At 42.6% G+C, this 23,993-nt stretch carries 19 protein-coding genes and 1 pseudogene; 10 read left to right on the top strand and 10 right to left on the bottom strand.

What is annotated here, in order from left to right:
- Positions 1-61: 61 nt before the first annotated feature.
- Positions 62-895, top strand: a pseudogene (locus QQK21_RS10630) (LysR substrate-binding domain-containing protein); the annotation flags it as partial.
- 43 nt (positions 896-938) lie between these two features.
- On the opposite strand, the gene QQK21_RS10625 reads toward QQK21_RS10630, so the two are convergent.
- The 4 genes from QQK21_RS10625 to QQK21_RS10610 all read right to left on the bottom strand — a co-directional run bounded on the left by QQK21_RS10625 (position 939) and on the right by QQK21_RS10610 (position 7,006).
- On the bottom strand, positions 939-1,139 hold the full coding sequence (locus QQK21_RS10625) for a DUF4250 domain-containing protein (protein WP_284192169.1): 201 nt from the start codon (positions 1,137-1,139) through the stop codon (positions 939-941).
- 70 nt (positions 1,140-1,209) lie between these two features.
- On the bottom strand, positions 1,210-1,890 hold the full coding sequence (locus tag QQK21_RS10620) for a hypothetical protein (RefSeq protein ID WP_284192170.1): 681 nt from the start codon (positions 1,888-1,890) through the stop codon (positions 1,210-1,212).
- 85 nt (positions 1,891-1,975) lie between these two features.
- On the bottom strand, positions 1,976-4,456 hold the full coding sequence (locus tag QQK21_RS10615; protein ID WP_284192168.1) for an EAL domain-containing protein: 2,481 nt from the start codon (positions 4,454-4,456) through the stop codon (positions 1,976-1,978).
- Positions 4,457-4,537: 81 nt separating this feature from the next.
- Positions 4,538-7,006, bottom strand: a complete 2,469-nt coding sequence (locus QQK21_RS10610) for a sensor domain-containing phosphodiesterase (RefSeq protein WP_284192167.1) — start codon at positions 7,004-7,006, stop codon at positions 4,538-4,540.
- 190 nt (positions 7,007-7,196) lie between these two features.
- Here QQK21_RS10610 and QQK21_RS10605 point away from each other — a divergent pair, with 190 nt between their 5' ends.
- Entirely contained in the window at positions 7,197-9,437 is a 2,241-nt protein-coding gene (locus tag QQK21_RS10605; RefSeq protein ID WP_284192166.1) for a YgiQ family radical SAM protein, read from the top strand.
- Between the two features lie 68 nt (positions 9,438-9,505).
- Here the strand turns inward: QQK21_RS10605 and serC are convergent, their stop codons facing one another.
- A complete protein-coding gene (gene serC, locus QQK21_RS10600) occupies positions 9,506-10,588 on the bottom strand; it encodes a 3-phosphoserine/phosphohydroxythreonine transaminase (protein ID WP_284192165.1) in 1,083 nt (360 codons plus the stop codon).
- A 124-nt stretch (positions 10,589-10,712) separates the two neighbouring features.
- Positions 10,713-11,981: a DUF945 family protein gene (locus tag QQK21_RS10595; protein ID WP_284192164.1), complete on the bottom strand. Its 1,269-nt coding sequence runs from the start codon at positions 11,979-11,981 to the stop codon at positions 10,713-10,715.
- A gap of 461 nt (positions 11,982-12,442) precedes the next feature.
- On the opposite strand from QQK21_RS10595, the gene QQK21_RS10590 reads away from it, so the two are divergent.
- Positions 12,443-12,997, top strand: a complete 555-nt coding sequence (locus QQK21_RS10590) for a hypothetical protein (RefSeq protein WP_284192163.1) — start codon at positions 12,443-12,445, stop codon at positions 12,995-12,997.
- A 48-nt stretch (positions 12,998-13,045) separates the two neighbouring features.
- Here the strand turns inward: QQK21_RS10590 and QQK21_RS10585 are convergent, their stop codons facing one another.
- Positions 13,046-13,633, bottom strand: coding sequence for a TfoX/Sxy family DNA transformation protein (locus QQK21_RS10585; protein WP_284192162.1), 588 nt, complete (start codon positions 13,631-13,633; stop codon positions 13,046-13,048).
- A 342-nt stretch (positions 13,634-13,975) separates the two neighbouring features.
- On the opposite strand from QQK21_RS10585, the gene QQK21_RS10580 reads away from it, so the two are divergent.
- The 7 genes from QQK21_RS10580 to QQK21_RS10550 all read left to right on the top strand — a co-directional run bounded on the left by QQK21_RS10580 (position 13,976) and on the right by QQK21_RS10550 (position 21,601).
- Positions 13,976-14,896 (top strand): HDOD domain-containing protein, encoded by a 921-nt coding sequence (locus QQK21_RS10580; protein WP_284192161.1) that lies wholly within the window; start codon positions 13,976-13,978, stop codon positions 14,894-14,896.
- Positions 14,897-14,923: 27 nt separating this feature from the next.
- A complete protein-coding gene (locus tag QQK21_RS10575) occupies positions 14,924-15,838 on the top strand; it encodes a LysO family transporter (protein WP_284192160.1) in 915 nt (304 codons plus the stop codon).
- 102 nt (positions 15,839-15,940) lie between these two features.
- Positions 15,941-16,456, top strand: a complete 516-nt coding sequence (locus QQK21_RS10570; RefSeq protein ID WP_284192159.1) for a hypothetical protein — start codon at positions 15,941-15,943, stop codon at positions 16,454-16,456.
- Between the two features lie 140 nt (positions 16,457-16,596).
- A complete protein-coding gene (gene panP / locus QQK21_RS10565) occupies positions 16,597-18,243 on the top strand; it encodes a pyridoxal-dependent aspartate 1-decarboxylase PanP (protein WP_284192158.1) in 1,647 nt (548 codons plus the stop codon).
- Positions 18,244-18,505: 262 nt separating this feature from the next.
- The gene (locus QQK21_RS10560; RefSeq protein WP_284192157.1) at positions 18,506-19,360 is read left to right on the top strand and encodes a MurR/RpiR family transcriptional regulator; all 855 of its coding nucleotides are present in this window, start codon (positions 18,506-18,508) and stop codon (positions 19,358-19,360) included.
- A 101-nt stretch (positions 19,361-19,461) separates the two neighbouring features.
- On the top strand, positions 19,462-19,728 hold the full coding sequence (locus QQK21_RS10555) for a GrxA family glutaredoxin (protein WP_284192156.1): 267 nt from the start codon (positions 19,462-19,464) through the stop codon (positions 19,726-19,728).
- A gap of 190 nt (positions 19,729-19,918) precedes the next feature.
- Complete coding sequence (locus QQK21_RS10550) at positions 19,919-21,601, top strand: aspartate:alanine antiporter (RefSeq protein ID WP_284192155.1); 1,683 nt, start codon at positions 19,919-19,921, stop codon at positions 21,599-21,601.
- A 44-nt stretch (positions 21,602-21,645) separates the two neighbouring features.
- Here the strand turns inward: QQK21_RS10550 and QQK21_RS10545 are convergent, their stop codons facing one another.
- From QQK21_RS10545 to QQK21_RS10535, 3 genes are all read right to left on the bottom strand, one after another.
- A complete protein-coding gene (locus tag QQK21_RS10545) occupies positions 21,646-22,323 on the bottom strand; it encodes an ABC transporter permease (RefSeq protein WP_284192154.1) in 678 nt (225 codons plus the stop codon).
- A 3-nt stretch (positions 22,324-22,326) separates the two neighbouring features.
- Complete coding sequence (locus QQK21_RS10540; RefSeq protein WP_284192153.1) at positions 22,327-23,067, bottom strand: ABC transporter permease; 741 nt, start codon at positions 23,065-23,067, stop codon at positions 22,327-22,329.
- A gap of 114 nt (positions 23,068-23,181) precedes the next feature.
- On the bottom strand, positions 23,182-23,952 hold the full coding sequence (locus QQK21_RS10535) for an ABC transporter substrate-binding protein (protein ID WP_284192152.1): 771 nt from the start codon (positions 23,950-23,952) through the stop codon (positions 23,182-23,184).
- Between the last annotated feature and the right edge of the window lie 41 nt (positions 23,953-23,993).

Genomic DNA, 23,993 nt, shown 5'->3' with positions numbered 1-23,993 from the left:
CATAAGCTGGATCAACCACTTAAGGAATTAGTTTATGTGTCCAACCATTGGGGTCCACTTCTATCTGACCCAGTCAGCACTTTCTCACCAGATAAAAGATCTTGAAGCTCGGCTTGGTGGACAACTGTTCCTGCGCAAAACTCGTCCGGTTAGATTTACCTCTGAAGGCCAGATTTTAATTGAGCTAGCTGACCAAGTTCTCCCTCGTTTGGCGAAAGCAGAAAATGATTTGGCAGGCCTCAAAGAAGATGTGAATGGGCGGCTGCACATGGCGATTGAATGCCATTCTTGCTTTCAATGGCTAATGCCGGCGTTAAGGGATTACCAACAAGCTTGGCCGAGCGTGACACTGGACTTCTCATCAGGCTTTGGTTTTGAACCACTTCCAGCATTACTCAGCGGCGAACTGGATATAGTGATCACATCCGATATCCAGCCCAGATCAGAGGTCCACTATGAGCCTTTATTTGACTTTGAAATGCGCCTTGTGACGGCAACCAACCATCCAATGGCGAATTACAAATGTGTGCAGCCATCCGATCTAAAAAACGAAACTTTGCTTTCCTACCCAGTGCAAAAAAATCGTCTTGACGTGGTTAAGCATTTTCTTCAACCTGCAGGCATTGAGCCAGCAAAATGGAAACAAGCAGACAACACGCTAATGCTCGTGCAGATGGTCTCCGCGGGACTTGGTGTTGCCGCGTTACCCAATTGGGCTATCCATGAATTTTCTCGTCAAGGTTTGCTCAGTAGCTTGCCTTTAGGCAAAGGACTCTGGCGCCGCTTGTTTGCTGCAACTCGACAATGTGAAAAAGACAAACGTTACTTGCAGGCTTTTTTCAGCACCGCAAAACAGCAGTCCAAAAGTCATTTGGAAGGGATAAAGACGGTATAACAGCATCACGAGCAGTGATAACAAAGCAGAAAAGATTGCCTCACTATCTATCGTAACATTTAAACTGATTCGTCAAAGGATCGTAGTGATAACCAAGCGTGTCTAACTTGTTGGTCACGAGTGCTGAGTCCATCTCATACATAACGACCAACTCTTCAAGACTGCTGCACTCAAGTCTTAGTTTTTCATTGACAATACCCAGTAATATATTGCTATCGAGTCTTGTAATATTGCTCAAATCCATAGCCAAACTCCCTTACTGACCATATTCTTTAAGCTTAGCGTTAAATGTCCAAATTTAAAATGAGCCTGTCCTAAAGCATGAACAAGCTCTGTACAAAATACAGGGCAGCGAACATAGTAAGCAATGCGATCCAAAGCTGGATTTTATGAATCGGCTTTGAAGACAGGATATGCCAGCACCAAATCAACGTTGAAGAGATCAATAGTGCAAAGCCACTCAATAGAGGTTGGGTATTTTCAGCCAACACTTGCTGCGCTATCTGAGCACTTTTCACCAGTACTATCAAACTGAGCAACATGACAGATACGATACCTGTCACAGGCAAGATACGATGAAATGCTTGTAAGCGAGTTTTAGCAATGGTCAGTAAAAGATGGGAAAATAACGCCCCGAGCAAAAATATCTCAATAAATACTTTAGCCGCAGTTGTCCTATCAGGCTGTTCACCGATTAGAATACCAACGTAAGCCAATGCCAACCCATTGGCGAGATACATAACCCAAAGCGGCCCTTGTAAACGCGTTTTTTTAGTCTGAACTTGAGAATAAAAATACCCGATGGCGAACACCATCATAATAGCTTCAATTTTCAATGATGCGACTGCCAGCCAAAGCACTGCAATAGCAGGTAAGACTCTATGTATCCGTCCTCTTTGACCTGGACAGATATCGCCTTTTACTAAAATGAGTGTTAACACAAGCTGCGTGCCTAAAAGCATAGGAGCAAAAAAAGATAAAATTTGCTGAGTGATCATTGAAACAACGGTTCATTGGGGAACATGGGGGCAGATAATAGCAAAACTATGACTCCAACGGCTACCGGCACTGCCACAATCTTTACGCTGACGCGAAATAGGCCAATAAATCCTGTCCCGTAATAACCCCTAAATATTGCCCCGTATCATTGACCACAATCCAAGGAGGTTTGATACCACTTTTTATTAGCTCAGGCAGTTCTGATAGCTTGATTTGATATGAGGCTCTATGAATATCTCTGCGCATCACCTGATTCAATTTTCGTTTAAGCGCGCTTAAGTCCTTAGGAGTTTCTAACCTTGTCCCAATGTTTGTCGACAAATGATGATTTAGTTCTTCTCGACCCACTACCCCTAGGCAAGCCGTTCCATCGACGATAGGGATGACATCCAAGTTATATTGTTTCGATTCAAACAAGCTTCTGGCCGCCTCTAGGGTATCCTGAGGCTCTAAAGTAGGAATATAAGTCTGGGTAATATTAAGTATTCCGACTTGGCGCATACCGGAAGATGAAGCGAGAAATTCTTCCAATTTTTCACTATACCCCCAAGCATTGTGAAGCTCTTTCAAGGGAAGTGGCTTAGAGAAGAAATAGCCTTGTATATAATCAACACCAACGCTGCATATCACCTCTAATTCTTGGCGCGTTTCGACCCCTTCTGCAACCACTTTAACGTTCAGTGTGTGCGCCAATTCGGTGATCATTTTAACAATATAATATCTATGGGTTCCTGTGCTTAAGCCTGTGACAAATTCTTTGTCTATTTTAAGAATATCGAAATTGCAGTCGCTGAGATAACTAAACGAGCTGTAACCCGTACCAAAATCATCAATAGCAACACTGACGCCTCTGCGCCGAATATTTCGAATCAAAGTTGACTGTTCAGACTCACTATCAAAGTATGCACTTTCCGTTAACTCAATCGTGACCAACTCAGGGGTTTTTGCGTATTGATGAATCAGTGCATCTGCACTTTGGAGCACCTCATCGTTAGAAAGTTTGGTGTTTAATGAACGGTTAATGGTCATGCCAAGTTTAGAGCCAAAATGGTCTTGTATTTTAGTCAGGTCTTCTAGAGCCTTACGTCCAACACACCAATCTAGGTCAGCGACTAAATCTAAATCCTCCGCTATCATGACCATTTCCTGAGTATTCAACATTTTACCATTGGGACCTTTAAAACGGCTCAGCGCTTCAAATTTAGCAATTTCCCACGTTTTGGTATCAATAATGGGCTGATAGTAAACGTCAACATTGTTATTTTTAATAAGCTTTACAGCCCATTCTTCTAGTTCTTTACGACGCAAAACTTCCCTATGAATAGCACCGTGGTAAAAGGTAATCAGTCCCCTTTCATCATTTTGTTGTTCAAGCATGGCCTGAACAGCATGAGAAACGAGTAATTTGGGGTTGTGGGTGTCTTGGCCAAGAACCGATACACCAACCTTGCCATGAACAATTGCAAGATGGATTTCTTTCCCTGCTTTCTGATTTAACGAACTGAAAAATCGCCGAATAGTTTGATGAATGATTCTCACCTGAGATGGGCCAGAGCGTTTTTCACATTCAAGGCAAACAACAAAGTGATTGTTACCTATATAACCCACTTGCTGAGCCTCACGGTTACGCGCCAAGTGCTCCGACAGCTTTGACTTCAACTCAAAATCGTCTTGCCCTGCAAACTTAGGTACAAAGGCCACAACCATGCTGATGTGCTCCGACGCTTCGTCCATCCATCGACTTGCCACTGATTGTGTAAACTGCTGCTCGGTTGGCAACTGAGTCAGGAGCTCCACTCCACCATGCTCTACGTCAGCAACCCGATATAAGTTGTTAGATAAATCCAGATACCATCCCACATAGAAAACATTGTTGCCTAACCAAAATTTTTGTACTGTCAAATCTTGTGGAATCGTATTCCCTTTTTTGGTTTTGATCAGTATGACTCCAGACCAAAACCCATTTTCCACCACCTCTTTCCAAAGATTCTGATAATAGTCCTTACTGTGTTTCCCTGAATCAAGGTAATCAACACTTTTACCTGCCAAATCTTGATGGCTATAGCCTGTATGTTCCTGAAAATAGCCATTGCAGGCGATAATGTGCTTTTCTGAGTTGGCCAGTACTATGCCATGGTGAGGATTATCAAATATTTGCTGGAATAATTGACTGACAACATCGCCAGAACCATCAAAACTGACCAATGGGATGAGCTTTCCCAACACGTGGCCTTGTGCATCACCGTGAAAAAGAAGCTCGACATAGCAAAGTTTCCCTTGGTCCAAATTCAGGCAACACGCAAAGCGCATAGGGGAAGTTGAATTACATGCTTGTTCGAAAAGTTTGAGTAACTCTTCTTGATCTTGAAAATTTAATAAAGATAGCAATGAAGCCTTGCCCAAACTTGAGAGGTCAATTCGTAATACCTGTTCAACGTCGCTTTTTTCAATCGCAAGTTGATGCGACTGTTCGTCCCATTGCCATTGGATAAAATTTGCTGCTGACTTACCGCCTCTAACATAAGATTCAAGTGCAGTATGAGAACGCAGATCTCCTAACATACAAGCTACACCTACAACACACTAATGTTCGATATCACTTATAAACTTAGAAGACTTTCAGATTATTGACAGTATTAATTTTTAAACATTAACACCAGCCAAGTACTGAATAATGCGCCCCTGCTCAACCACTCCTTTGAATCTAGATTCACTATCAACCAGTACCCAAGGAAGTGGATGTTTAATTAACAAGGATTTAACTTCATCTAAAGCTAAATGCCAATCCAAAATTGTCTCAGGAGGTGACATCATACGATGTGCTGCTTTGTGCCAAATCGCATTTTCTTTATTAGTTTCATGATCCGTTCCCATACTGGGGGTCATATGCAAATTCATCGCTTGCCGATCAATAAGACCCACACACTGGTTTGATTCAACAACTGGCAACACATTAAACTCTTCGGTACTAAAGTAGGTGTGAATCAAGGACAATGACTCTCCGGGATCAACACGCGGCAAATTGGCTGTGACCAGCTGTGAGAGAGTTCCATGACTACTCTCGGTATTCTCATCAATCACAGGCAACGGACAATAGTTGTGAACGTCTCTTAACTCCTCTAAGGATAGTGGTTTAGAGAAAAAATAGCCCTGAATACAATCAACCCCTAAATCACGCAAGACTTTATATTCACTGAGCGTCTCCACCCCTTCTACGATGACAGTAAGTTTGAGCTTCTGCGCTAACTGAACAATGGTATTCACCACATGATACTGCCTATTATCAACACGGATACCTTTTATCAGGCTTTGGTCAATTTTGAGTACATCAAAATAGTTTTTATTCAAATAATCAAATGAGGCAAATCCAGTTCCAAAATCATCCACCGCAATTAACACACCAGCTTTGCGCAATAAATGAACCAGCTCTTCTTGATATCTCTCCGCAGCAAAGTAAGTACTTTCTGTAAACTCGATGGTCACCTTATTAGGCGCAACACCACTTTGATCAATTGACTGAGCCGTGTGACGTAATATTGCTAAAATATCTTGTTTTGAATTAAACGAACGATTAAGTGATAAACCAATATGTTCGCCAAATAACATTTGTAATTCAGCAAGTCTGGACATGGCTTTACAGTTCACAATGTCATCAAGTTGAACGATTTTATCAATATCTTCAACAATGCTAATGAGCTCTTGAGTTGATGTTTCAATCTCAGTATTGGTAGGAAAGCGACACAAAGCTTCAAACTTATCAATTCTACCGCGTTTAATATTCACTATTGGTTGGAAAAATACCTCAACAGCCCCACTCGATATGACTTCTTCAACCCAAGCCTCCAAATGCTTTTTACGATCAACTTGAGCATGTATATCACGATCATAAAAACCCACTCGCTTATTTTCTTCAGAATGAAGCTCTAGTAGCGCTTGTACCGCATGGGATAAAAACTGCTTAGGGGCTATACTACTCGATTGGCGTAACGCTACCCCTGTCAATCCTTGTTTTAGAGCCAAGGCTACTGACGTTTGTGCGTGTTTAAAACTTTGAAAGAACTCTTTGATGGATTTTCTTATAATGCGAATAGTTTCATGCTGATTATCAACCTCTGCTCTCAACATAACAGCGAAACGCCCATCACCAATATAACTAGCATGGGCTAACAACTTATTTCCCATTAAGTAGCTTGCGAACTGACGTTTAACTTCTTGACTGTTTGATTCGGGAAATTGAGGTTGAAGAGCTAACATAATTTGAATGTCTGTTGCGGATACTTGCTGAGGGTCCTCTTTAATGGTTTGAATAAAGTGGTCTGGATTAGGCAATTGAGTCAACAAGTCCACACCACCCGCTTGTCTACCATCGATACGTTGCAGCTGCTCTGACAGGTCCGTAGAATTTCCCAAGTAATACGACTCTCCATTTCCGGGTGATATTCGATGAATGGTAAGCTCCTGAGGAAAAATCGTCCCATCCGCTTTCTTGGTTAATATCACACCATTCCAATGACCATCCTCCTCGATATTTTTCCACAAATTCTGATAAAAATTGGGACTTAACTTATCTGCATTAAAAAGGTTGGTTTTCTTACCTATGATGTCTTCAAGGACATAGCCTGTAGATTTCTCAAAATGACGGTTGCAGGCCAGTATCCGCGTTTTTTCGTCTGTCACCAACATGCCATGATGGGGATTTTCAAATACCGAGTAAAACAATTCGGCCGCAACAATATCAGACGCAATCACGAGACAAGGCAACACTGTACCTTTTAGTAAAGATTGACTTTTTGCTGTGATTCTAAATTCCACATAGCTAAAAAGGCTATTTGGTGTCATTACGCAGCAGTGGAAATAACGCGCCTTGTGGGTACTAATGGCAGCCTGAAACACCTTGCGAGCTTTGTCTCTCTGAGACGGTGGCAGTAATTTTAATAGTTCTTTCGCTGGGATGGATGGGTCAGAGCTACCAAACAGTGAACTCATTGCTTCGGGCTCACATGTAAACGCCTGCTTAACGAGGTCAAGTTCCCATGTGTAACTTTTGTACTTATGCCATCGGGAAGGTTGTTGCACACCCGATTGAACTCGATCGACTTTACCTTTCCCCATCCGAACTACCTTTTTAAAAAACACCAACCAATAATAAGATGTTAGCTGCACATTTATATAATTTTCGTTAAGCCATGTGCAGGATTACTATTTTTTGGATAGCAAAACACTTATCACTAGAATCTAATTGGGGTAGATAGCAAGCATACAAGCCGCTATAATTCGCGCTCCTTGAAGTTGAGATCATCATATGTACGGCGAAACCACTCCAATTAATGAATATAAAAAGTACGGGGCTGAATGCTTTGGTACCGCTCCATTTCTTCCGACTACTCGCAAGGAGATGGATGCGCTTGGTTGGGATAGCTGCGACATAATCATTGTCACTGGCGATGCTTATGTTGACCATCCAAGTTTTGGCATGGCCATCATAGGTCGATTACTGGAAGCTCAAGGTTTTAGAGTGGGTATTATCGCGCAACCTGAGTGGCACAATAAAGAAGCGTTTACTCAATTGGGACAACCCAATCTCTTTTTCGGTATCACTGCAGGCAACATGGATTCAATGATCAACCGTTATACTGCCGACCGAAAGCTACGTCATGATGATGCTTACACACCAAACAACGAAGGTGGTAAAAGGCCTGATAGAGCGACTCTGGTGTATTCTCAGCGTTGTCGCGAGGCATACAAAGGTGTTCCCATAGTGTTAGGTGGTATTGAAGCCAGCTTGCGCCGTTTGGCTCACTATGACTACTGGTCAGACAAAGTGCGTCGCTCTATCTTGTTCGATGCCAAAGCAGACATTCTATTGTTTGGAAATGCCGAAAGAGCATTAGTTGAAGTAGCACATAGGCTGGCTAACGGTGAAGAGATTAGTACCATGACTAATATACGCGGTACTGTTGTGAGCTTAGCATCACTGCCAGAGGGCTACAAAATCATAGACTCTTCAAGAATCGAAAAGCCTCGTAAAGAAGCCTTTGTGCCGCCAAACCCATATGCCGTTGAAGAAAAATGTGATACCAAAGCCAAGGAACAAAACGATCAGGCTAAGCCAATTACCATTAGACCTTCACGACACGATGCCGCAACGACAGCGGTTCGTATCCCTCATTTTGAAAAGCTAAGTAACGATCGAATTCTCTATGCCCACGCTAGTCGTATTATGCATTTGGAGACAAACCCCTATTCGGGACGTGCTTTAATACAGCGTCATGGCGACCGTGAGTTATGGGTCAATCAAGCTCCTATCCCCCTCTCGACGGAAGAAATGGACTACGTGTTTGGCTTGCCTTATGCGAGAGTTCCTCATCCTCAGTATGGCAAAGCAAAAATTCCTGCCTACGACATGATAAAGACATCCGTTAACATTATGCGTGGTTGTTTTGGTGGATGTTCTTTCTGTTCGATTACTGAACACGAAGGGCGCATCATACAAAATCGCTCTCAGGAATCCATTCTTAATGAACTTGAAGCGATCAGAGACAAGGTGCCCGGCTTTACTGGCACAATATCAGACCTTGGTGGCCCAACGGCGAATATGTACCGCTTAGGTTGTAGTGATCCTAAAGCAGAGGCAAATTGTCGACGTCCTTCTTGTGTCTTCCCAGGCATTTGCAGCAAGCTCAATACCGATCATAAACATACTATCGACCTCTACCGGGCTGCGCGTAACGTCAAAGGAATTAAAAAAGTCATGATCGCATCGGGTGTTCGCTATGACCTAGCGATTGAATCCCCTGAGTACGTCAAAGAATTGGTTACCCACCATGTTGGAGGCTACCTTAAAATCGCCCCGGAACATACAGAAAAAGGGCCTCTCGATCTTATGATGAAGCCAGGTATGGGTACCTATGACAAATTCAAAGAGATGTTCGAAAAGTACAGTGCTGAAGCCGGAAAGAAACAATATCTTATCCCTTATTTCATTTCTGCACACCCCGGTACTGAAGATGAAGATATGCTTAACCTAGCTCTGTGGCTAAAGAAAAATAATTTCCAATGCGATCAAGTACAAAACTTTTATCCGTCACCAATGTGTAATGCAACTTCGATGTATTACTCTGAAACCAACCCACTCAAGCGTGTCAAATACAAACAGCGAGAGGAGGTTCCAGTGGCGAAAGGAGAACGTCAGCGTCGTTTACACAAGGCCCTACTGCGCTACCACGACCCAGTAAACTGGCCAATCATCCGCGAAGCTCTGGTTAACATGGGCAAAAAGCATTTAATTGGCGACAAAGCTAGCTGTCTTGTACCGGAAGAAAACGCGCAAACATTAACGCCAGCCCAGCGCAGAAAATCTGGCCGCCATGGTTCAAATCGATTTGCGACCAAACATACGTCAAACCAGCCAGGCTTTGAAAAAATGAATGGTAAAGGAGGCAAAACCAAGGGCAAACGTACCGCATCGAATGGGACTCAACCAACAGCTAAGCCTGACGCTAGAAGTAACTTTTCAGCAAAAAAGAGCAAAAAACGCCCATAGAGGGTTACCGTCTTGCATAAAGAGCACTGGGTAATCTAGTCGCTAGTGCTCTTCTCATGACTGAGTAATTAAGCGTTGTCAGCAGCAAATTCTTTCATGAATTCGACTAGCGCTTTTACACCTTCGATTGGCATTGCATTGTAAATTGACGCTCGCATTCCTCCTACAACCCTATGCCCTTTGAGTGACACTAAACCTTTCTCTTGTGCCTGCTGGAGGAAAAGACCATCGAGTTCAGGTTTTGCAAGTTGGAACGGAACATTCATACGAGAGCGGTTTTGCGTATGTACGTCATTGGTGTAGAAATCAGAGCTATCAATGTAGTCGTATAAAATACTCGCCTTTTCAGCATTTCTTTTCTCAATAACTCCTACTCCGCCCTGCTCTTTCAACCACTTAAATACGAGTCCCGATAAGTACCACGCAAATGTCGGCGGCGTATTGAACATTGAGTCCTTTTCTGCCAAAACCTTGTAGCTGATAAAACTTGGTAATAGCTCATGAGCCAAGCCAAGTAAATCATCGCGAACAATAGCGATGCAGATCCCAGCAGGGCCGATGTTTTTTTGTGCACCCGCATAAATAACGCCATAGCGCGAAACATCTATCTCACGAGACAGTATGTTGGACGACATATCAGCAACGATGGGCAATTGAGTGTCAGGTAATTCAGATATTTCTACTCCATCAATCGTCTCGTTAGGACAGAAGTGAACATAAGCAGATTGAGGATCTATCTTCCAATCCGAGGCATGCATAACAGCTAATTTACCTTCTTTGATCATCTTCGCGTCAACAACGTCCACTTCGCAGTATTTCTTCGCTTCTTTTACGGCGCTTTGCGCCCAGTAACCTGCATCGATATACGTCGCTTTGGTTGAGTTTCCTAAGAGGTTAAGAGGTACAGCGGCAAATTGTGCACGCGCACCTCCTTGGCAAAACAGCACTTTATAATTGTCAGGTATATTGAGTAAGTCTCGAAGATCTTGCTCTGCTTCTTCTGCCACTTTAATGAATTCTTTGCTTCGGTGACTGATTTCCATCACTGAAGTACCCAACCCATTCCAATCAATAAACTCCGCCTGCGCTTTTTGCATCACTTCTTTAGGCAGCCCAGCAGGGCCAGCACTAAAGTTATATACGTTCATCATCCCCAGATTCCTTGCTCATACTTCAACGATATTTAGTGGATTAATACCATGTTTTCCCATGTATAAAAAGCAAGAAAAGAGGTCTTTAGACCTCTTTTCTTGCTTAATAGGAAAAATAGATCGATTAAGGCTGAGTTACCGCAGAAAAAAACAGCGCCATTAGCGGTATTTTTTGACCACTTTCAAACACGATATTCCCATCTTTGATCTGCGCTTTGAGTTGATATCCTTGATCATTTTGCTCAATGAACTCTTGGATCAAGGCTTCGTCAATACCTTGTTTAATAAAAGGATACTGCTCTACAAGTCCTTTAGAAAAGAAAGTATCAATATCACCGGTCAGAGCAGGCAAAAGATTGGCAGGGTTTTTCGTAATATCACGGGTTCCTTCGGGGACCTTAACTTCACCAACACTATTAAACTCAACACCATCTCCTAGTGTCAGCGTCATCTTGTTCAATGCAAGGTAGAAGCCTTTATCAAAGAGAGTATCAATATAAGGCATAGCGTTTTGGACATCCTCTGGTGTCAAAGCGGGACTATTTTGGTATAGGCTGATGAGATAATTGAATGAATTGCTGTCTAATCCACCAAATTCCATGTCTAGCCCCAAGTTTTCGGCTTTTCCCTCAGGCATTTCCAGTTTGGAAATGTTAACAGCATGTTGACTATCGACACGAGAAGAAACATCATCCAGTGATGATGAAAACTTGTAGTTCGCCTCTTCCATAACAAATAAGGAAGATTGCTGAGCATCCGATAGCTTGACACCAGAGATACTAATCTCTTGATCGCCTAGCCAAAAATTATCTTGCTTTCGTCCATCGCCAGAGCCTTTCACCCCAGATATCAACATTTTTTCACCGGAATTAAAGTCAATTTCAACCGAGGGAATATTGAGGTTGTAACTCATTTCTCCAAGTACAGTTAGATGACCTTTGAGAGTTGAAGAAGTGACTGAAATCATCGCTGCATTATCGCCTTGCGAGGATTGATGCCAATTATCAAGTACAAGCGAATAATCCGTATTACCATTGAGTTGAGTCACAGTAGTCAGCGTCAACGGAAAATGGTCTGAATCTTCAAAGATCGATTTTGCCTGTAAGCTCAAAAGTCCATGAGTAACGTGGCTATTCACGACGAACTCGGTAGGAAAACCGTCCAGTTCCAATTCTTTCGCCAAAATAGGATCTTGTACTATGTAACGGGTCGTCACGTCAGAAGATAAGTAACCTCGCTCATAAGATACTATCTCGGCCTTCACAGACTCGGAGGTCAAATGGGCAATCCCATCCTCAATGACATTTTTCCCAATTTGGCCGACAGCCAAAGGCCAACATAATGCTAACGCAATCGCGCCACCAATAGCGCCATATTTTTTCAATTGATGCATGTTTTTATCTTTGCTCAAGTATTTATTGCAGTTTACACCAAAAAACACTCTGTTAAATCAGAACCATGGCTTTAGACCAAATTATTAGCCGGCTAAGCCCTCTATTTTGGCTATTAAGGGTAACAGTCTAATGCAACTATCAAAAACTGAGTCAACGTAGAGAAAAGGTTTTGACTGCTTGATTCGATAAGAATGCTACGCCACCTAGCGATGACTAAATATAGTTGACCATAAAGAAGCACCTATGATTTTTCGGTCAACGCCCACATTGACAAAAATATGCCCATCAGATCGCTTTTTCAAATTGATTGTGGTGTAGAATTTGCTAGCTGATAGAAAGAGTGACAAAACAATGACATTTTGGTGGTGTCACACTACGAGAATGCATTATGATGTTATGGTATGACAGTGCTCAGTCGCAATAGACCGAGGAAATTAACAAGAAAAGGTTTTTCTTTCATATGCGTAATACAATCTTAGCTGCTGCCATCGTGCTAGCATCTGGTCAGACTCTTGCAGAGACAGACCCCAATAGCCCCGCCGTAATGAGTAACTTTAGCTACGATTACGTAGAAGCTCGCATCGGCGCCAGCCCAGTCACTTTTGGTACAGCAGTAAGCAAATCTATTCACCCAAATGCTCATGTCATAGGGCGCATTGATTCTGAATTCGAAGGGGATTATGACGCGGCGGCAGGTTTTGGCTTCCATGCCCCAATAAATAACTGGGCAGATTTCACTGGTGAGATGTTATTCCGTGTCGTTGATTTCGACGGCAGAGAGGGCAAAGGCAGTGATACAGGGATGGAACTGAACCTAGGTGTTCGTCAATGGTTAGGCCCTCAGCTCGAAGTTGGCGGTAAAGTGGGTTACGTAAATATCGATAATGATGACGATTGGACCGGTTCCGCCTATGCTCGCTTTCATGCAACAGAACTCTTTTCTGTTGGAGGCGAAGTCAGAATCAATGATTTCTATGGTGACCAGCTAATGTTCACTACACGCTTCAAATTCTAGTACTAAAAAAGCCGAGGGCTACCTCGGCTTTTCCATGACTCATTGAACCTAAATACAACTTGCTAACAACTGACGCTTACGTGGTTCCTGAATTAACTTCCAATGCACGCCATCTATCGCACCAGCAAACTTCCATAACAACTTCACGTCAACATCATTTCCATATGTCGCTTTCACTTTTGAAAACACTTTAGGCGCTCCAAGCTCAACAAAAGTATCCACATCATCAATACCAGACTTTTTCACCATGCGTTCAAGCGTAAGCTGCATATTGGGTAAGTCACGCAAGCGCCGACCAGAAGACGACTTTTTATCATGCCGCTGAGAAATCGAATACTGAATTGATTCTCGCACAATGCCATCAAGCCTTGCCTCACGCGAAAGGAAAAGACGCGTTACATCATAATAGTTAACCGTTGCTGTAGTCTGTTTCTTAACATGACGGTATTTGGAACAGCCTAGCTTAATGAGCTGTCTGTCGAGCTCGTCACCACCTCGCACAAACACTTGCCCAGAGCTAATTAGCGCAAACATAGCATCTTGCTTGAAAAGACCAAGTCCACCAAACATTGAACGCTTTTGAAAACTACCGAATTTATTTACATATGAGATAAAGTTTTGCTCTGTCATATCCATTGATCCTTCTAACCCAGAAAACCCCGATTATTGACGATCACCAGATAGCAGCAGCTTTAAGCGAAAAATATGCCCCGTGCCAGTACCACTATACATTATGTTTTTTGTTCACTGACTCCAAGTCAGTAAATGGTAGTTAACGAAAAAAAATATGTCCACGTACAGCTCACATCAATCCACTCAACCCAACGCCAAAGCGCGACTGACATCACATAAAATGGCTTTCCATACTAAGTCAACATCAATATACACATACGTCGTTCCATATATTATATCAATGATTTGCATATCAACTATTAGGACAGGTAAACTAAAAGAGGTAGAACATAAAGCTTAATAAAAATGAATCATCTGTCTTTTTTCTGGCTCCCTGAAAACAATGCTCTCCTAGTCAAAGGAATTGAATCTGAATTCAATGCTTTGGTGGAGAACGCCATCACGTCTGGGAAAATTACCTTACCTCCAATCCCTGATGTTGTATTAAAAATACAACGACTTTGTACGAGAGATTGTACAACTGTTTTAGATATCGCAGATTGCTTATTCGAAGACCCTAGCCTTGCTGCGATAGTCATCCGAGTGGCGAATTCTGTGATTTTTAACCGCCGTAATATTACTTGTACTGACATAGTCACCGCGGTCTCTCGCCTTGGTATCCTGAGAGTTCGCGATATCGTGACAGCGCAAGCAATAGAGCAACTTAAAAACTCTGTGAACTTAAGTCGTGGCTGTAATAAAATTCTTGTCGATAGTGCACACACGTCAAGAGAACTGGCCGCAACTATGGTTATGGTGGTCAAAGGGTTCAAGGAAACGAATCCTCGAAACAACGAGCATCTTGAAACGGATAAAGCATTGTTGGTTGGCCTACTGGCTGACATTGGACTGTTTTGTATTGTCAGCGAGTATCATTCTTACTTAGAAAGAGGCAACTACTTAGATGAGGACATTGCTTTTCAGGTGTTTGATAATCTTTGTACAAGCGCAAGCGAGCTGGTCCTTAAACATTGGGGATTTGATCATGACTTTCTCGAAGTCGCAAGCAACCAACTGACTAGAGCTAAGGATGTTGACGTTAGCTATTTAGATATTGCTCGTATCGCGAATCACATTTTGATGTTCCGTCGCCAAGATGACAGAATCGAAGAGCATGTCGTCGAGTTTGACGTAACAGGGGCTGATATACTGTACAAACTGAGCAATTTGAGTGATATTGAGTTCAATTCAAAAATCAATGAACTCATGAGCGCTAGCGGGCTATAAGGCTTCTGGTGCTAAGTCAGGACTACCATGCTTCCCGGAATGCTCTTTATTTTTGCCCCACTCGTGGTGGGGTATCTGATTCAAACCTCCAGCTCAATTCTATTAGCACGAATTAATCGGGCTACAAACTATCTTATTTTTGTTATCCTCGCCTTGATGGGTTTAAGTCTGGCTTCTCTTGATAACTTGGGGCAAAACCTTCAATTGATCCTTGTCTATGTTGCCGTATTCTCCATTTGTATTGGAGTAAGCAATTTGGTTGCTCTCCCAATCGTGGACAAACTTTTTCCTATTCATGTTATAGGGAAAAAAAATAAGCTACCACTGTCACGTATGGCCTTAGAGTCGACAAAGCTTATCCTAGTTGTCGGTGTAGGATTGTTTGTAGGAACACTTCTCACCATTGACCTTGGTTGGGTTGATATCACCAGTGAGTCTGTCCTTTTTTTGCTCCTATTTCTCATAGGCATACAGTTACGAAATAGTGGGCTATCCCTTCGCCAAATATTGCTTAACAAGCAAGGTATGATCATCGCCATTATTATCATCTTTACTTCGATAATTGGAGGAATAATAGCCGCTTACATTCTTGATATTGGTCTTTATCAAGCACTTGCCATGTCTTGTGGTTTTGGCTGGTACTCTTTATCTGGGATCCTTATGGGGGATGCTTTTGGACCGGTTTTTGGCGGCGCTTCATTTCTGATTGAACTAGTCAGAGAACTTGTTGCCTTAGTTATGATTCCACTGATTATTCATTCAAGGCCCAGTGTGGCTATTGGTTATGCTGGGGCAACCGCAATGGACTTTACATTACCCATAATTCAAACTACTGGAGGTGTTAGGTGCGTGCCCGTTGCTATCGTTAGTGGATTTATATTAAGCCTATTAGTGCCTTTACTCATGTTATTCTTTGTCTCTCTTGCAGAGCAGATCGCATGATTTTATCTTTCAGTTAATTCTATTAATAACTCAGCCATGTTATACAATTTAATTAATCATATTAAGTGGCTTTATAATATATAACCTTCAAAAGGAATAATTATGACACGTCTACTGATTGCATTATTGTTAGGCGCAACTTCAACTTTGGTTGCAGCCGCAGATAATGCCTGTTTATCCAAGAAATACGACGCCTATATCGATGCTTCTCTTCATTGGTATGAAGATCTGGCTAAACTCACCTCAGAACAATACCCTGACCTTAAAGAGGTGAGTGAATGGTTTCTTGAAGGTCGAAAAAACCATTTTGAACTCAACAGAGCGGCGGTACACTATTATTTAGAAAATGACCCTTCAAAAATTGCCGTCAATCAGCCTGTTGAATCTTGGCTCTTACTTGAACAAAAAGACATCAAAACCTTATCTTCTCGTAGCGACGAATTGGGTCGACTTGCTCAAGTTACCTACAGCGATCGCCAATCCAAACCCCATGACAAGAATTATGATCTTAGATCGGCTTTTGCGGACTTACTGAGTCATCCAACCAAAATTGACAGTGCGCTCAAACGTTATAACAAAGCGATTAAAGAGCTAGAAACAATCTCATGTGAAACCTAAACCCTTTATCACCGCTGAGATGTAAATCGAAGCGGTGATATCTCAAATTGATACTAAAGATCAAAAAATTAACACGGGACTTTGCGCCCGTTTTCGTTTAGATTGGCGCGGCAACAAAATCATAAGAGCAAAGTCGTTGTATGATAACCAAACATAAAACCGCTAACGTAAGCTTCGAAAGCCTACTTCGAATCTTTACCGTCCCTGAAGGACCCGATTCAACGCTAACAAAAATCGAAGAAAAGCTCTCACAAAACCTCAATCAGTTTTTGCGCGAGCATATTGTTGCTGAAGAAAAGCCGCTCAAAGAAATTGAAAAAGATTTCGCCTTTGCTTCTATTCCAGAAAAGCCTGAGTTTGTTTCCGATCATACTCAGCACCTACTTGATACTCTAGTCTCTCACTCAGTGCATACTTCTGCACCAAGTTTTATTGGCCACATGACATCGGCACTACCCTATTTTTTAATGCCATTGTCAAAAATTATGATCGCGCTGAATCAAAACTTAGTGAAAATAGAAACGTCTAAAGCTTTTACTCCGCTAGAACGACAAGTACTCGGTATGCTGCATCGATTGGTATATAACCAAGATGACCACTTCTATTCAAACTGGATGCACAGTGCGCAACATTCGTTAGGTGCTTTTTGCTCCGGCGGTACCATTGCGAATATTACCGCTTTGTGGGTTGCAAGAAATAATGCACTGAAAGCACAAGGAAAATTTCAAGGGGTCGAAAAAGAAGGACTTTATAGTGCCATGAAACACTATGGCTACCAAGGCCTTGCCGTTTTGGTCTCTGAAAGAGGACATTACTCGCTCAAGAAGTCTGCCGATATACTTGGACTTGGGCAACAAGGTTTGGTTGCCGTAAAAACCGATGCAAATAATCGTATTTGCCCTCAGGCATTGAGCCAAAAAATTGTTGAACTCAAGAAAAACAATATCAAGCCCTTCGCTGTTGTTGGTGTAGCGGGCACAACAGAGACAGGCTCAATTGATCCGCTTTGTCAGATCGCCGAAATATGCATTGAACATGATTGCCACTTTCATGTCGATGCGGCATGGGGCGGTGCGACTCTGATGTCAAACAATTATCGTCAGCTATTAAAAGGGATTGAACAAGCCGATTCGGTTACCATAGATGCCCACAAGCAGCTTTATATCCCTATGGGGGCAGGAATGGTTCTGTTCAAACACCCAGATGCGATGAAGTCTATCGAGCATCATGCTCAATATATTTTACGCATGGGCTCAAAAGATTTGGGCAGCCACACCTTAGAAGGCTCTCGTTCAGGAATGGCTATGCTTGTTTACGCTGCAATGCACATCATTAGCCGTCCAGGCTATGAGCTACTCATTGATGCTAGTATCGAAAAAGCCAAGTTTTTTGCAGAGTTAATCTCTCAACAAGATGACTTTGAATTGGTCTCTGAACCTGAACTTTGCTTGCTCACTTATCGTTACATTCCAGCAAAAGTACGCAAAGCTCTCGAAATTGCATTGCCTGAACAAAGAATCCAGCTTAACGAATTGGTCAATGAGCTGACACAATTTATCCAAAAGTGCCAACGAGAAACAGGCAAATCCTTTGTTTCCAGAACGCGCCTTAATCCCTCTCGTTGGGATAGACTCAACACCCTTGTCTTTCGCGTTGTACTGGCCAACCCTCTTACAAGTCATGATATTCTTCGTTCAGTTCTCGAAGAACAAAGAATCATCGCTCAACAAGCACCGAATCTAATGGCTAAAATCCTAGCGACATCTCAATCCATTACAGAGGCCTGAAAATTTCTTTCTAAACGTTTGTAATTTGCCTACCATTAAGTGCTTCAAATAGAACAAACTCAAACGAATGAGGAACCATTTTCTGCTTGTGGGGGAAATTTAGTTTGAGGCTGGTCATGTTTACACTTATCTGTAGGTGTAAATGTTACAGTAAACCTTGGCCTTGGGTTTATACTGGGAACCATGGCGCTGGTTGGAATTACACTTAATTAATGAAGAATTCTTTATCCAGCGAGTTGTTCTCTATACCTTTGTGAACACTATGAATACATTAGAAAAAATTCAAAAAAATCTAGAAAACTTTAGTAAGTCGGAACGAAAAGTTGCTGAAGTCATTATGGCATCACCTCAAACTGCCATTCATTCTAGTATTGCAACCCTAGCAAAAATGGCTGACGTCAGTGAGCCAACAGTAAACCGTTTTTGCCGCAGATTGGATACCAAAGGCTTCCCTGACTTTAAACTTCACCTCGCACAAAGCCTCGCCAATGGCACGCCATACGTAAACCGTAACGTCGAAGAAGACGATGGTCCAGACGCCTATACGCATAAAATCTTTGAATCCACTATGGCCTGCTTGGACGTGGCGAAAAATAGCCTCGATTCCATGCAAATCAATCGAGCTGTCGATCTTCTCACTCAAGCAAAACGTATTTCTTTCTTTGGGTTAGGGGCTTCCTCAGCAGTCGCCCGTGACGCACAAAATAAGTTTATTCGCTTTAATATCCCTATCACTTGTTTTGAAGACATAGTCATGCAGCGTATGAGCTGTATTAATTGTACAGACAATGATGTGATTGTATTGATATCACATACGGGGCGGACGAAAAGTTTGGTTGAAATTGCCAACCTAGCCCGTGAAAATGGCGCGACTGTTATAGCGATAACAGCCAAAGACTCTCCGCTCGATCAAGCAAGTTCTCTTTCTATCTCTCTAGATGTTCCAGAAGATACCGATGTCTACATGCCAATGGCAAGTCGTGTGGTACAGATGACTGTAATTGATGTACTGGCAACAGGCTTTACATTGAGGCGTGGCTCGGGCTTTAGAGACAACCTAAAGCGAGTGAAAGAAGCGCTTAAGGATTCGCGCTACGACAAACTGTCTCAGTTCTGAGCAAATAGCTTTAACCTATTAAAGCAACAGGCAAATGCCACTTTATTTTCCTGCTCGATTCGGGCATAGTGGCGCCAATCAGAATAAAGGAGAATGACAATATGTTCGTAGTTATCTTTGGTCGTCCAGCTTGCCCTTATTGTGTTCGTGCGAAAGAACATGCTGAAACACTGAAAGCGAAGCGTGATGACTTTAACTACCGTTATGTAGATATCCATGCAGAAGGCATTTCAAAAGCTGACCTAGAAAAAACAGTCGGTAAGCCAGTAGAGACGGTTCCTCAAATCTTCATTGACGAAAATCATATCGGTGGCTGTGATGACTTTGAAGCGTACGCAAAAGAGCATTTAGGCCTTTTTGACGAGTAATGGCGCAAATCAAATCGATTATTGAAGCCGCTAACGTTAGCGGCTTTTTTGTGCCTGCAATTTAATCGCATTGCAAAATATTTGGCACAAGTCAGCAAATCGTCAATTATACAAATTATCACTTATCATTTTCCGACATTAAGTTACAATTCGCTCACTTAATCTATGGCACTGAAATAAGATCGGCCCTGTGAACATCGACGTTTTAACCTTGCTTGAACAAAATCCTATCCTATTAATCTTTGTTGTGCTTGCTATTGGCTTAACCATAGGCAAGATTCGTTTCGGTAATCTTCAACTTGGTAATTCCATTGGTGTATTAGTTACATCACTTATCATGGGGCATCTCGGATTCACATTTAATGCCGATGCACTGACTATTGGCTTTATGCTCTTTATTTACTGTGTTGGTATAGAGGCAGGCCCTAACTTCTTCGGCATATTTTTCAGAGATGGTAAACACTATTTCATTTTGAGTATGGTGGTGCTATCGAGTGCTATTTTTATCACTTATTTTGCTAGTCATAGTCTGGGTCTCGACTTTGGGCTATCGGCCGGCATGATGGCAGGCGCATTAACTGCAACCCCCGTTCTGGTTGGCGCTCAAGATGCTTTAAATTCAGGTTTAGCAACCACCCCTCATGCTATGGACTTTTCCGAAGTGATTGAGAACCTTTCGGTCGGCTATGCCATGGCCTACCTTGTCGGTTTAATCAGCATGATTGCCTTTGCGAAGTTATTGCCAAAACTCCAAAAACAAAATTTGTCTGATTCTGCCCAGCAAATTGCTCAAGAACGAGGGCTGGGGAGTAATGGGCAGCGCAAAGTCTATTTGCCGATCATTCGTGCTTACCGTGTGGGACAAGAGCTCATTGATTGGAGCGATGGTAAAAATCTACGTGAGCTAGGGATTTACCGTCAAACAGGTTGCTACATTGAGCGTATTCGCCGCAACGGTATCCTTGCTCACCCAGATGGTGATGCCATTTTGCAACAAGGCGATGAAATTGCGCTACTCGGATTCCCAGATAGCCACGCTCGGTTAGACCCAAGATTTCGCAACGGCAAAGAAGTATTTGATCGCAACCTGCTTGATTTAAGGATCGTTGAAGAAGAAATCGTGGTGAAAAGTGACGCGATGGCAGGAAAGCGACTATCGGATTTAAACTTGTCCGAATACGGGTGTTTTCTCAATCGAGTCGTTCGTGCACAAATCGAAATGCCGATGGATCTCGATATTGTTCTCGCCAAAGGTGATGTACTACAAGTCAGCGGTGAAAAAAGTCGTGTACACGGTTTAGCCGAAAAGATCGGCTTTATCTCCATCCACAGTCAAATGGCCGATCTGCTCGCGTTTTGTAGTTTCTTTATCTTGGGTATTATGTTTGGGCTTATTACTATGACCTTTGGTCAGGTTTCATTCGGCCTAGGTAATGCTGTCGGGCTGCTTTTATCTGGTATCTTACTTGGCTTCTTGCGTGCTAATCATCCGACCTTTGGTTATGTACCTCAAGGAGCACTGAACATGGTCAAAGATCTAGGTTTAATGTTCTTCATGGTCGGCATTGGCCTAAATGCGGGTGGAAAAATGTTTGAGCATCTAGCAGAGTTTGGACCACAAGTTATTGGGCTAGCATTTTTGGTCAGCGTTCTCCCCGTTGCGCTTGCCTACCTTGTCGGTGCCTATGTGCTGAAAATGAACAGAGCGTTATTATTTGGTGCCATTATTGGTGCAAGAACCTGCGCACCTGCCATGGATATTGTCAATGATTATACCAAATCCACTATTCCCGCTCTTGGCTATGCAGGTACCTATGCCATTGCCAACATCCTGATGACCCTTGCGGGTACTGTACTTATCATTTTAAGCTGATTCTTCAGACACAAAAAAAGCTTCCAATGGAAGCTTTTTTTGTGTCAACTCAATGGCCTCAAATAGGCAAGAAAGCGTTTTTCTGCATGCTTGAAGCACCATATGATAACGAAAGTCAAACTCATATAAAAAAGACCCGCGGTTAAGAATGACTCAAATGGCGCATAGTATCGTGAATTGACTAAACGAGCAGCACCCGTTAAATCAACAATAGTAACAATACCTGCCACCGCACTCCCATGAAGCATAAAAATGACTTCATTACTATATGCAGGCAAAGCACGGCGTAAAGCACTCGGAAGAATAATGCGGCGATATGTCATAAAAGTACTCATACCATAAGCCTTGGCCGCTTCAATTTCTCCCTTGGGCAAACCATTAATGGCACCTCGTATGATTTCTGCGGTGTAGGCTGAAGTGTTCAATACAAAAGCGACAAGCGCACAAAACCACGCATTCTCCCATAAAGTATCTTTAACGGGAAAAAACTGATCCATTCCATAATAAATGAGATACAGCTGAACTAAGAGTGGCGTGCCACGGAAAAAGTAGATAAATGCCCAGCTAGGTGCTTTACAAATATAATAAGAGCTGTTTCGAGCTATCCCCAGTGGTACAGCAACGACTAAACCAATAACCAGTGACATGGCAACTAACCAAGTGGTGGTCCATAAGCCGCCAAGATATATTGGTAAACTTTCTATGATCAGTGAAAAGTCCATCACCTACCTCGTATGGATACTAAATTTACGCTCAACAAGCTTGAGTACACCCGTTGACACACTGGTAAAAAAAAGAAAGATGACCGCGACTGTCATATAGAAAGTAAATGGCATTTTTGTTGAACCTGCCGCAAGTGAGCTCATACGAACCATATCTTCGAGGCCGATAATCGAGACCAGAGCCGTTGTTTTGAGAAGTACAAGCCAATTGTTTCCAAAACCTGGCAATGCATGTCGAATCATCTGCGGTAGCAAAATGCGACGAAACGCAAGAGTGGACGTCATACCATAAGCTTTGGCAGCTTCAAGTTCACCCCTATCAACCGCCATAATGGCGCCACGAAATGTTTCTGCCATGTAGGCGCCAAAGATAAACCCAATGGTAAGGACCCCAGCAATAAATGGACTCACATCTATATAATCAGGCACGTAAGACGTCCACTCATGGTTTGGGTCACTTGAAGCAAACCATCCATTTAACCATTCATTAAGTGAGTACAGGCTATTGTTGAGCAAAATTTGTCCGCCAAAAAATATCAGCATCATAAGTACAAGATCGGGAATACCACGAATGACAGTGGTATAGAGTGTTGCTATCGCCCGTGCCCAGCGATAAGGTGACATCTTTGCTAACGCCCCTAGCATTCCCAACACCATGGCAAGCAATAAAGAAAGCAACGCGACCTCTATCGTCACTATAGCTCCTTTCAAAATAGAGGCTTCGTATCCTCGTAAATCCAACATAGGTAAGTTCCTAAGCTCTAGGGTATGTAGCTATATAACCATATAGCTACCGCCGACACTGTGAAGACCGCTAATCTACCCTAGAAAATAAATCAGCGGCCTTGGTGGTTACATTTATTCGCCGTAAACGTCGTAGTCAAAGTATTTAGCAGCAATCTTCTGGTACTCACCTTTGTCACGTAAAGACATGATGGCTTGATCGAGTTTTTGAGTGAGATCTTTATCTTGCTTGCGAACAGCAATACCAAAGCCCTCACCAAACCATTTGGGGTCAGTCAACGATGGACCAACGAACTCATAAGCATCACCGCCAGCTTTATTTAGTACACCTTCCTCAAGAGCAGAAGCATCCCCCAACACGGCAGCAACACGTCCATTAGCCAAATCTAAGTATGCTTCATCAAACGACCCATAGCGCACAATTTCAACTTTATCACCATAATTATCAGTCAAGTATTTATCGTGCGTCGTTGCTCTCTGTACCGCAATTTTTTGCCCATCTAATTTATCAAAATTCAGATTTGCACCTTTCTTTGCGATAAATTTGTTTGGAATAAGGGCGTATTTTCCGGTGAAGTCGACCTTCTTTTTACGCTCGTCGGTAATGGACATCGCAGCTATGATTGCATCGTATTTTCGAGCCAGAAGTGAAGGAATAATTCCATCCCAGTCTTGCGCTACAATCTTACACTCTACTTGCATTTCTTTACACAAAGCATTGGCCATATCAACATCGAAACCTTGCAAAGAGCCGTCGGCTTCTGTCCAACTAAAAGGGGGATAAGCGCCTTCAATACCAAAACGAACCGTCTTCCAATCTTTCGCTTGGGCAATACCAGTCATTGCAGTCGCAGCCAAAGCTGCCACAACTAACCACTTTTTCATTTAACACTCCTTTCATTATGATTGTTGGTATTCGCAGAGCC

It is taken from the genome of Vibrio zhanjiangensis, from assembly GCF_030161235.1.
Classification (GTDB): Bacteria; Pseudomonadota; Gammaproteobacteria; order Enterobacterales; family Vibrionaceae; genus Vibrio; species Vibrio zhanjiangensis.
This window is presented reverse-complemented; position numbering and strand designations above follow the sequence as displayed.

Bases quoted from the DNA above. Each gene is read 5' to 3' on its own strand.
- QQK21_RS10625 (WP_284192169.1), bottom strand. From the start codon at position 1,139: ATGGATTTGAGCAATATTACAAGACTCGATAGCAATATATTACTGGGT.
- QQK21_RS10615 (WP_284192168.1), bottom strand. From the start codon at position 4,456: ATGTTAGGAGATCTGCGTTCTCATACTGCACTTGAATCTTATGTTAGA.
- QQK21_RS10610 (WP_284192167.1), bottom strand. From the start codon at position 7,006: ATGGGGAAAGGTAAAGTCGATCGAGTTCAATCGGGTGTGCAACAACCT.
- QQK21_RS10605 (WP_284192166.1), top strand. From the start codon at position 7,197: ATGTACGGCGAAACCACTCCAATTAATGAATATAAAAAGTACGGGGCT.
- serC (WP_284192165.1), bottom strand. From the start codon at position 10,588: ATGATGAACGTATATAACTTTAGTGCTGGCCCTGCTGGGCTGCCTAAA.
- QQK21_RS10595 (WP_284192164.1), bottom strand. From the start codon at position 11,981: ATGCATCAATTGAAAAAATATGGCGCTATTGGTGGCGCGATTGCGTTA.
- QQK21_RS10590 (WP_284192163.1), top strand. From the start codon at position 12,443: ATGCGTAATACAATCTTAGCTGCTGCCATCGTGCTAGCATCTGGTCAG.
- QQK21_RS10585 (WP_284192162.1), bottom strand. From the start codon at position 13,633: ATGGATATGACAGAGCAAAACTTTATCTCATATGTAAATAAATTCGGT.
- QQK21_RS10580 (WP_284192161.1), top strand. From the start codon at position 13,976: ATGAATCATCTGTCTTTTTTCTGGCTCCCTGAAAACAATGCTCTCCTA.
- QQK21_RS10575 (WP_284192160.1), top strand. From the start codon at position 14,924: ATGCTTCCCGGAATGCTCTTTATTTTTGCCCCACTCGTGGTGGGGTAT.
- QQK21_RS10570 (WP_284192159.1), top strand. From the start codon at position 15,941: ATGACACGTCTACTGATTGCATTATTGTTAGGCGCAACTTCAACTTTG.
- panP (WP_284192158.1), top strand. From the start codon at position 16,597: ATGATAACCAAACATAAAACCGCTAACGTAAGCTTCGAAAGCCTACTT.
- QQK21_RS10560 (WP_284192157.1), top strand. From the start codon at position 18,506: ATGAATACATTAGAAAAAATTCAAAAAAATCTAGAAAACTTTAGTAAG.
- QQK21_RS10555 (WP_284192156.1), top strand. From the start codon at position 19,462: ATGTTCGTAGTTATCTTTGGTCGTCCAGCTTGCCCTTATTGTGTTCGT.
- QQK21_RS10545 (WP_284192154.1), bottom strand. From the start codon at position 22,323: ATGGACTTTTCACTGATCATAGAAAGTTTACCAATATATCTTGGCGGC.
- QQK21_RS10540 (WP_284192153.1), bottom strand. From the start codon at position 23,067: ATGTTGGATTTACGAGGATACGAAGCCTCTATTTTGAAAGGAGCTATA.
- QQK21_RS10535 (WP_284192152.1), bottom strand. From the start codon at position 23,952: ATGAAAAAGTGGTTAGTTGTGGCAGCTTTGGCTGCGACTGCAATGACT.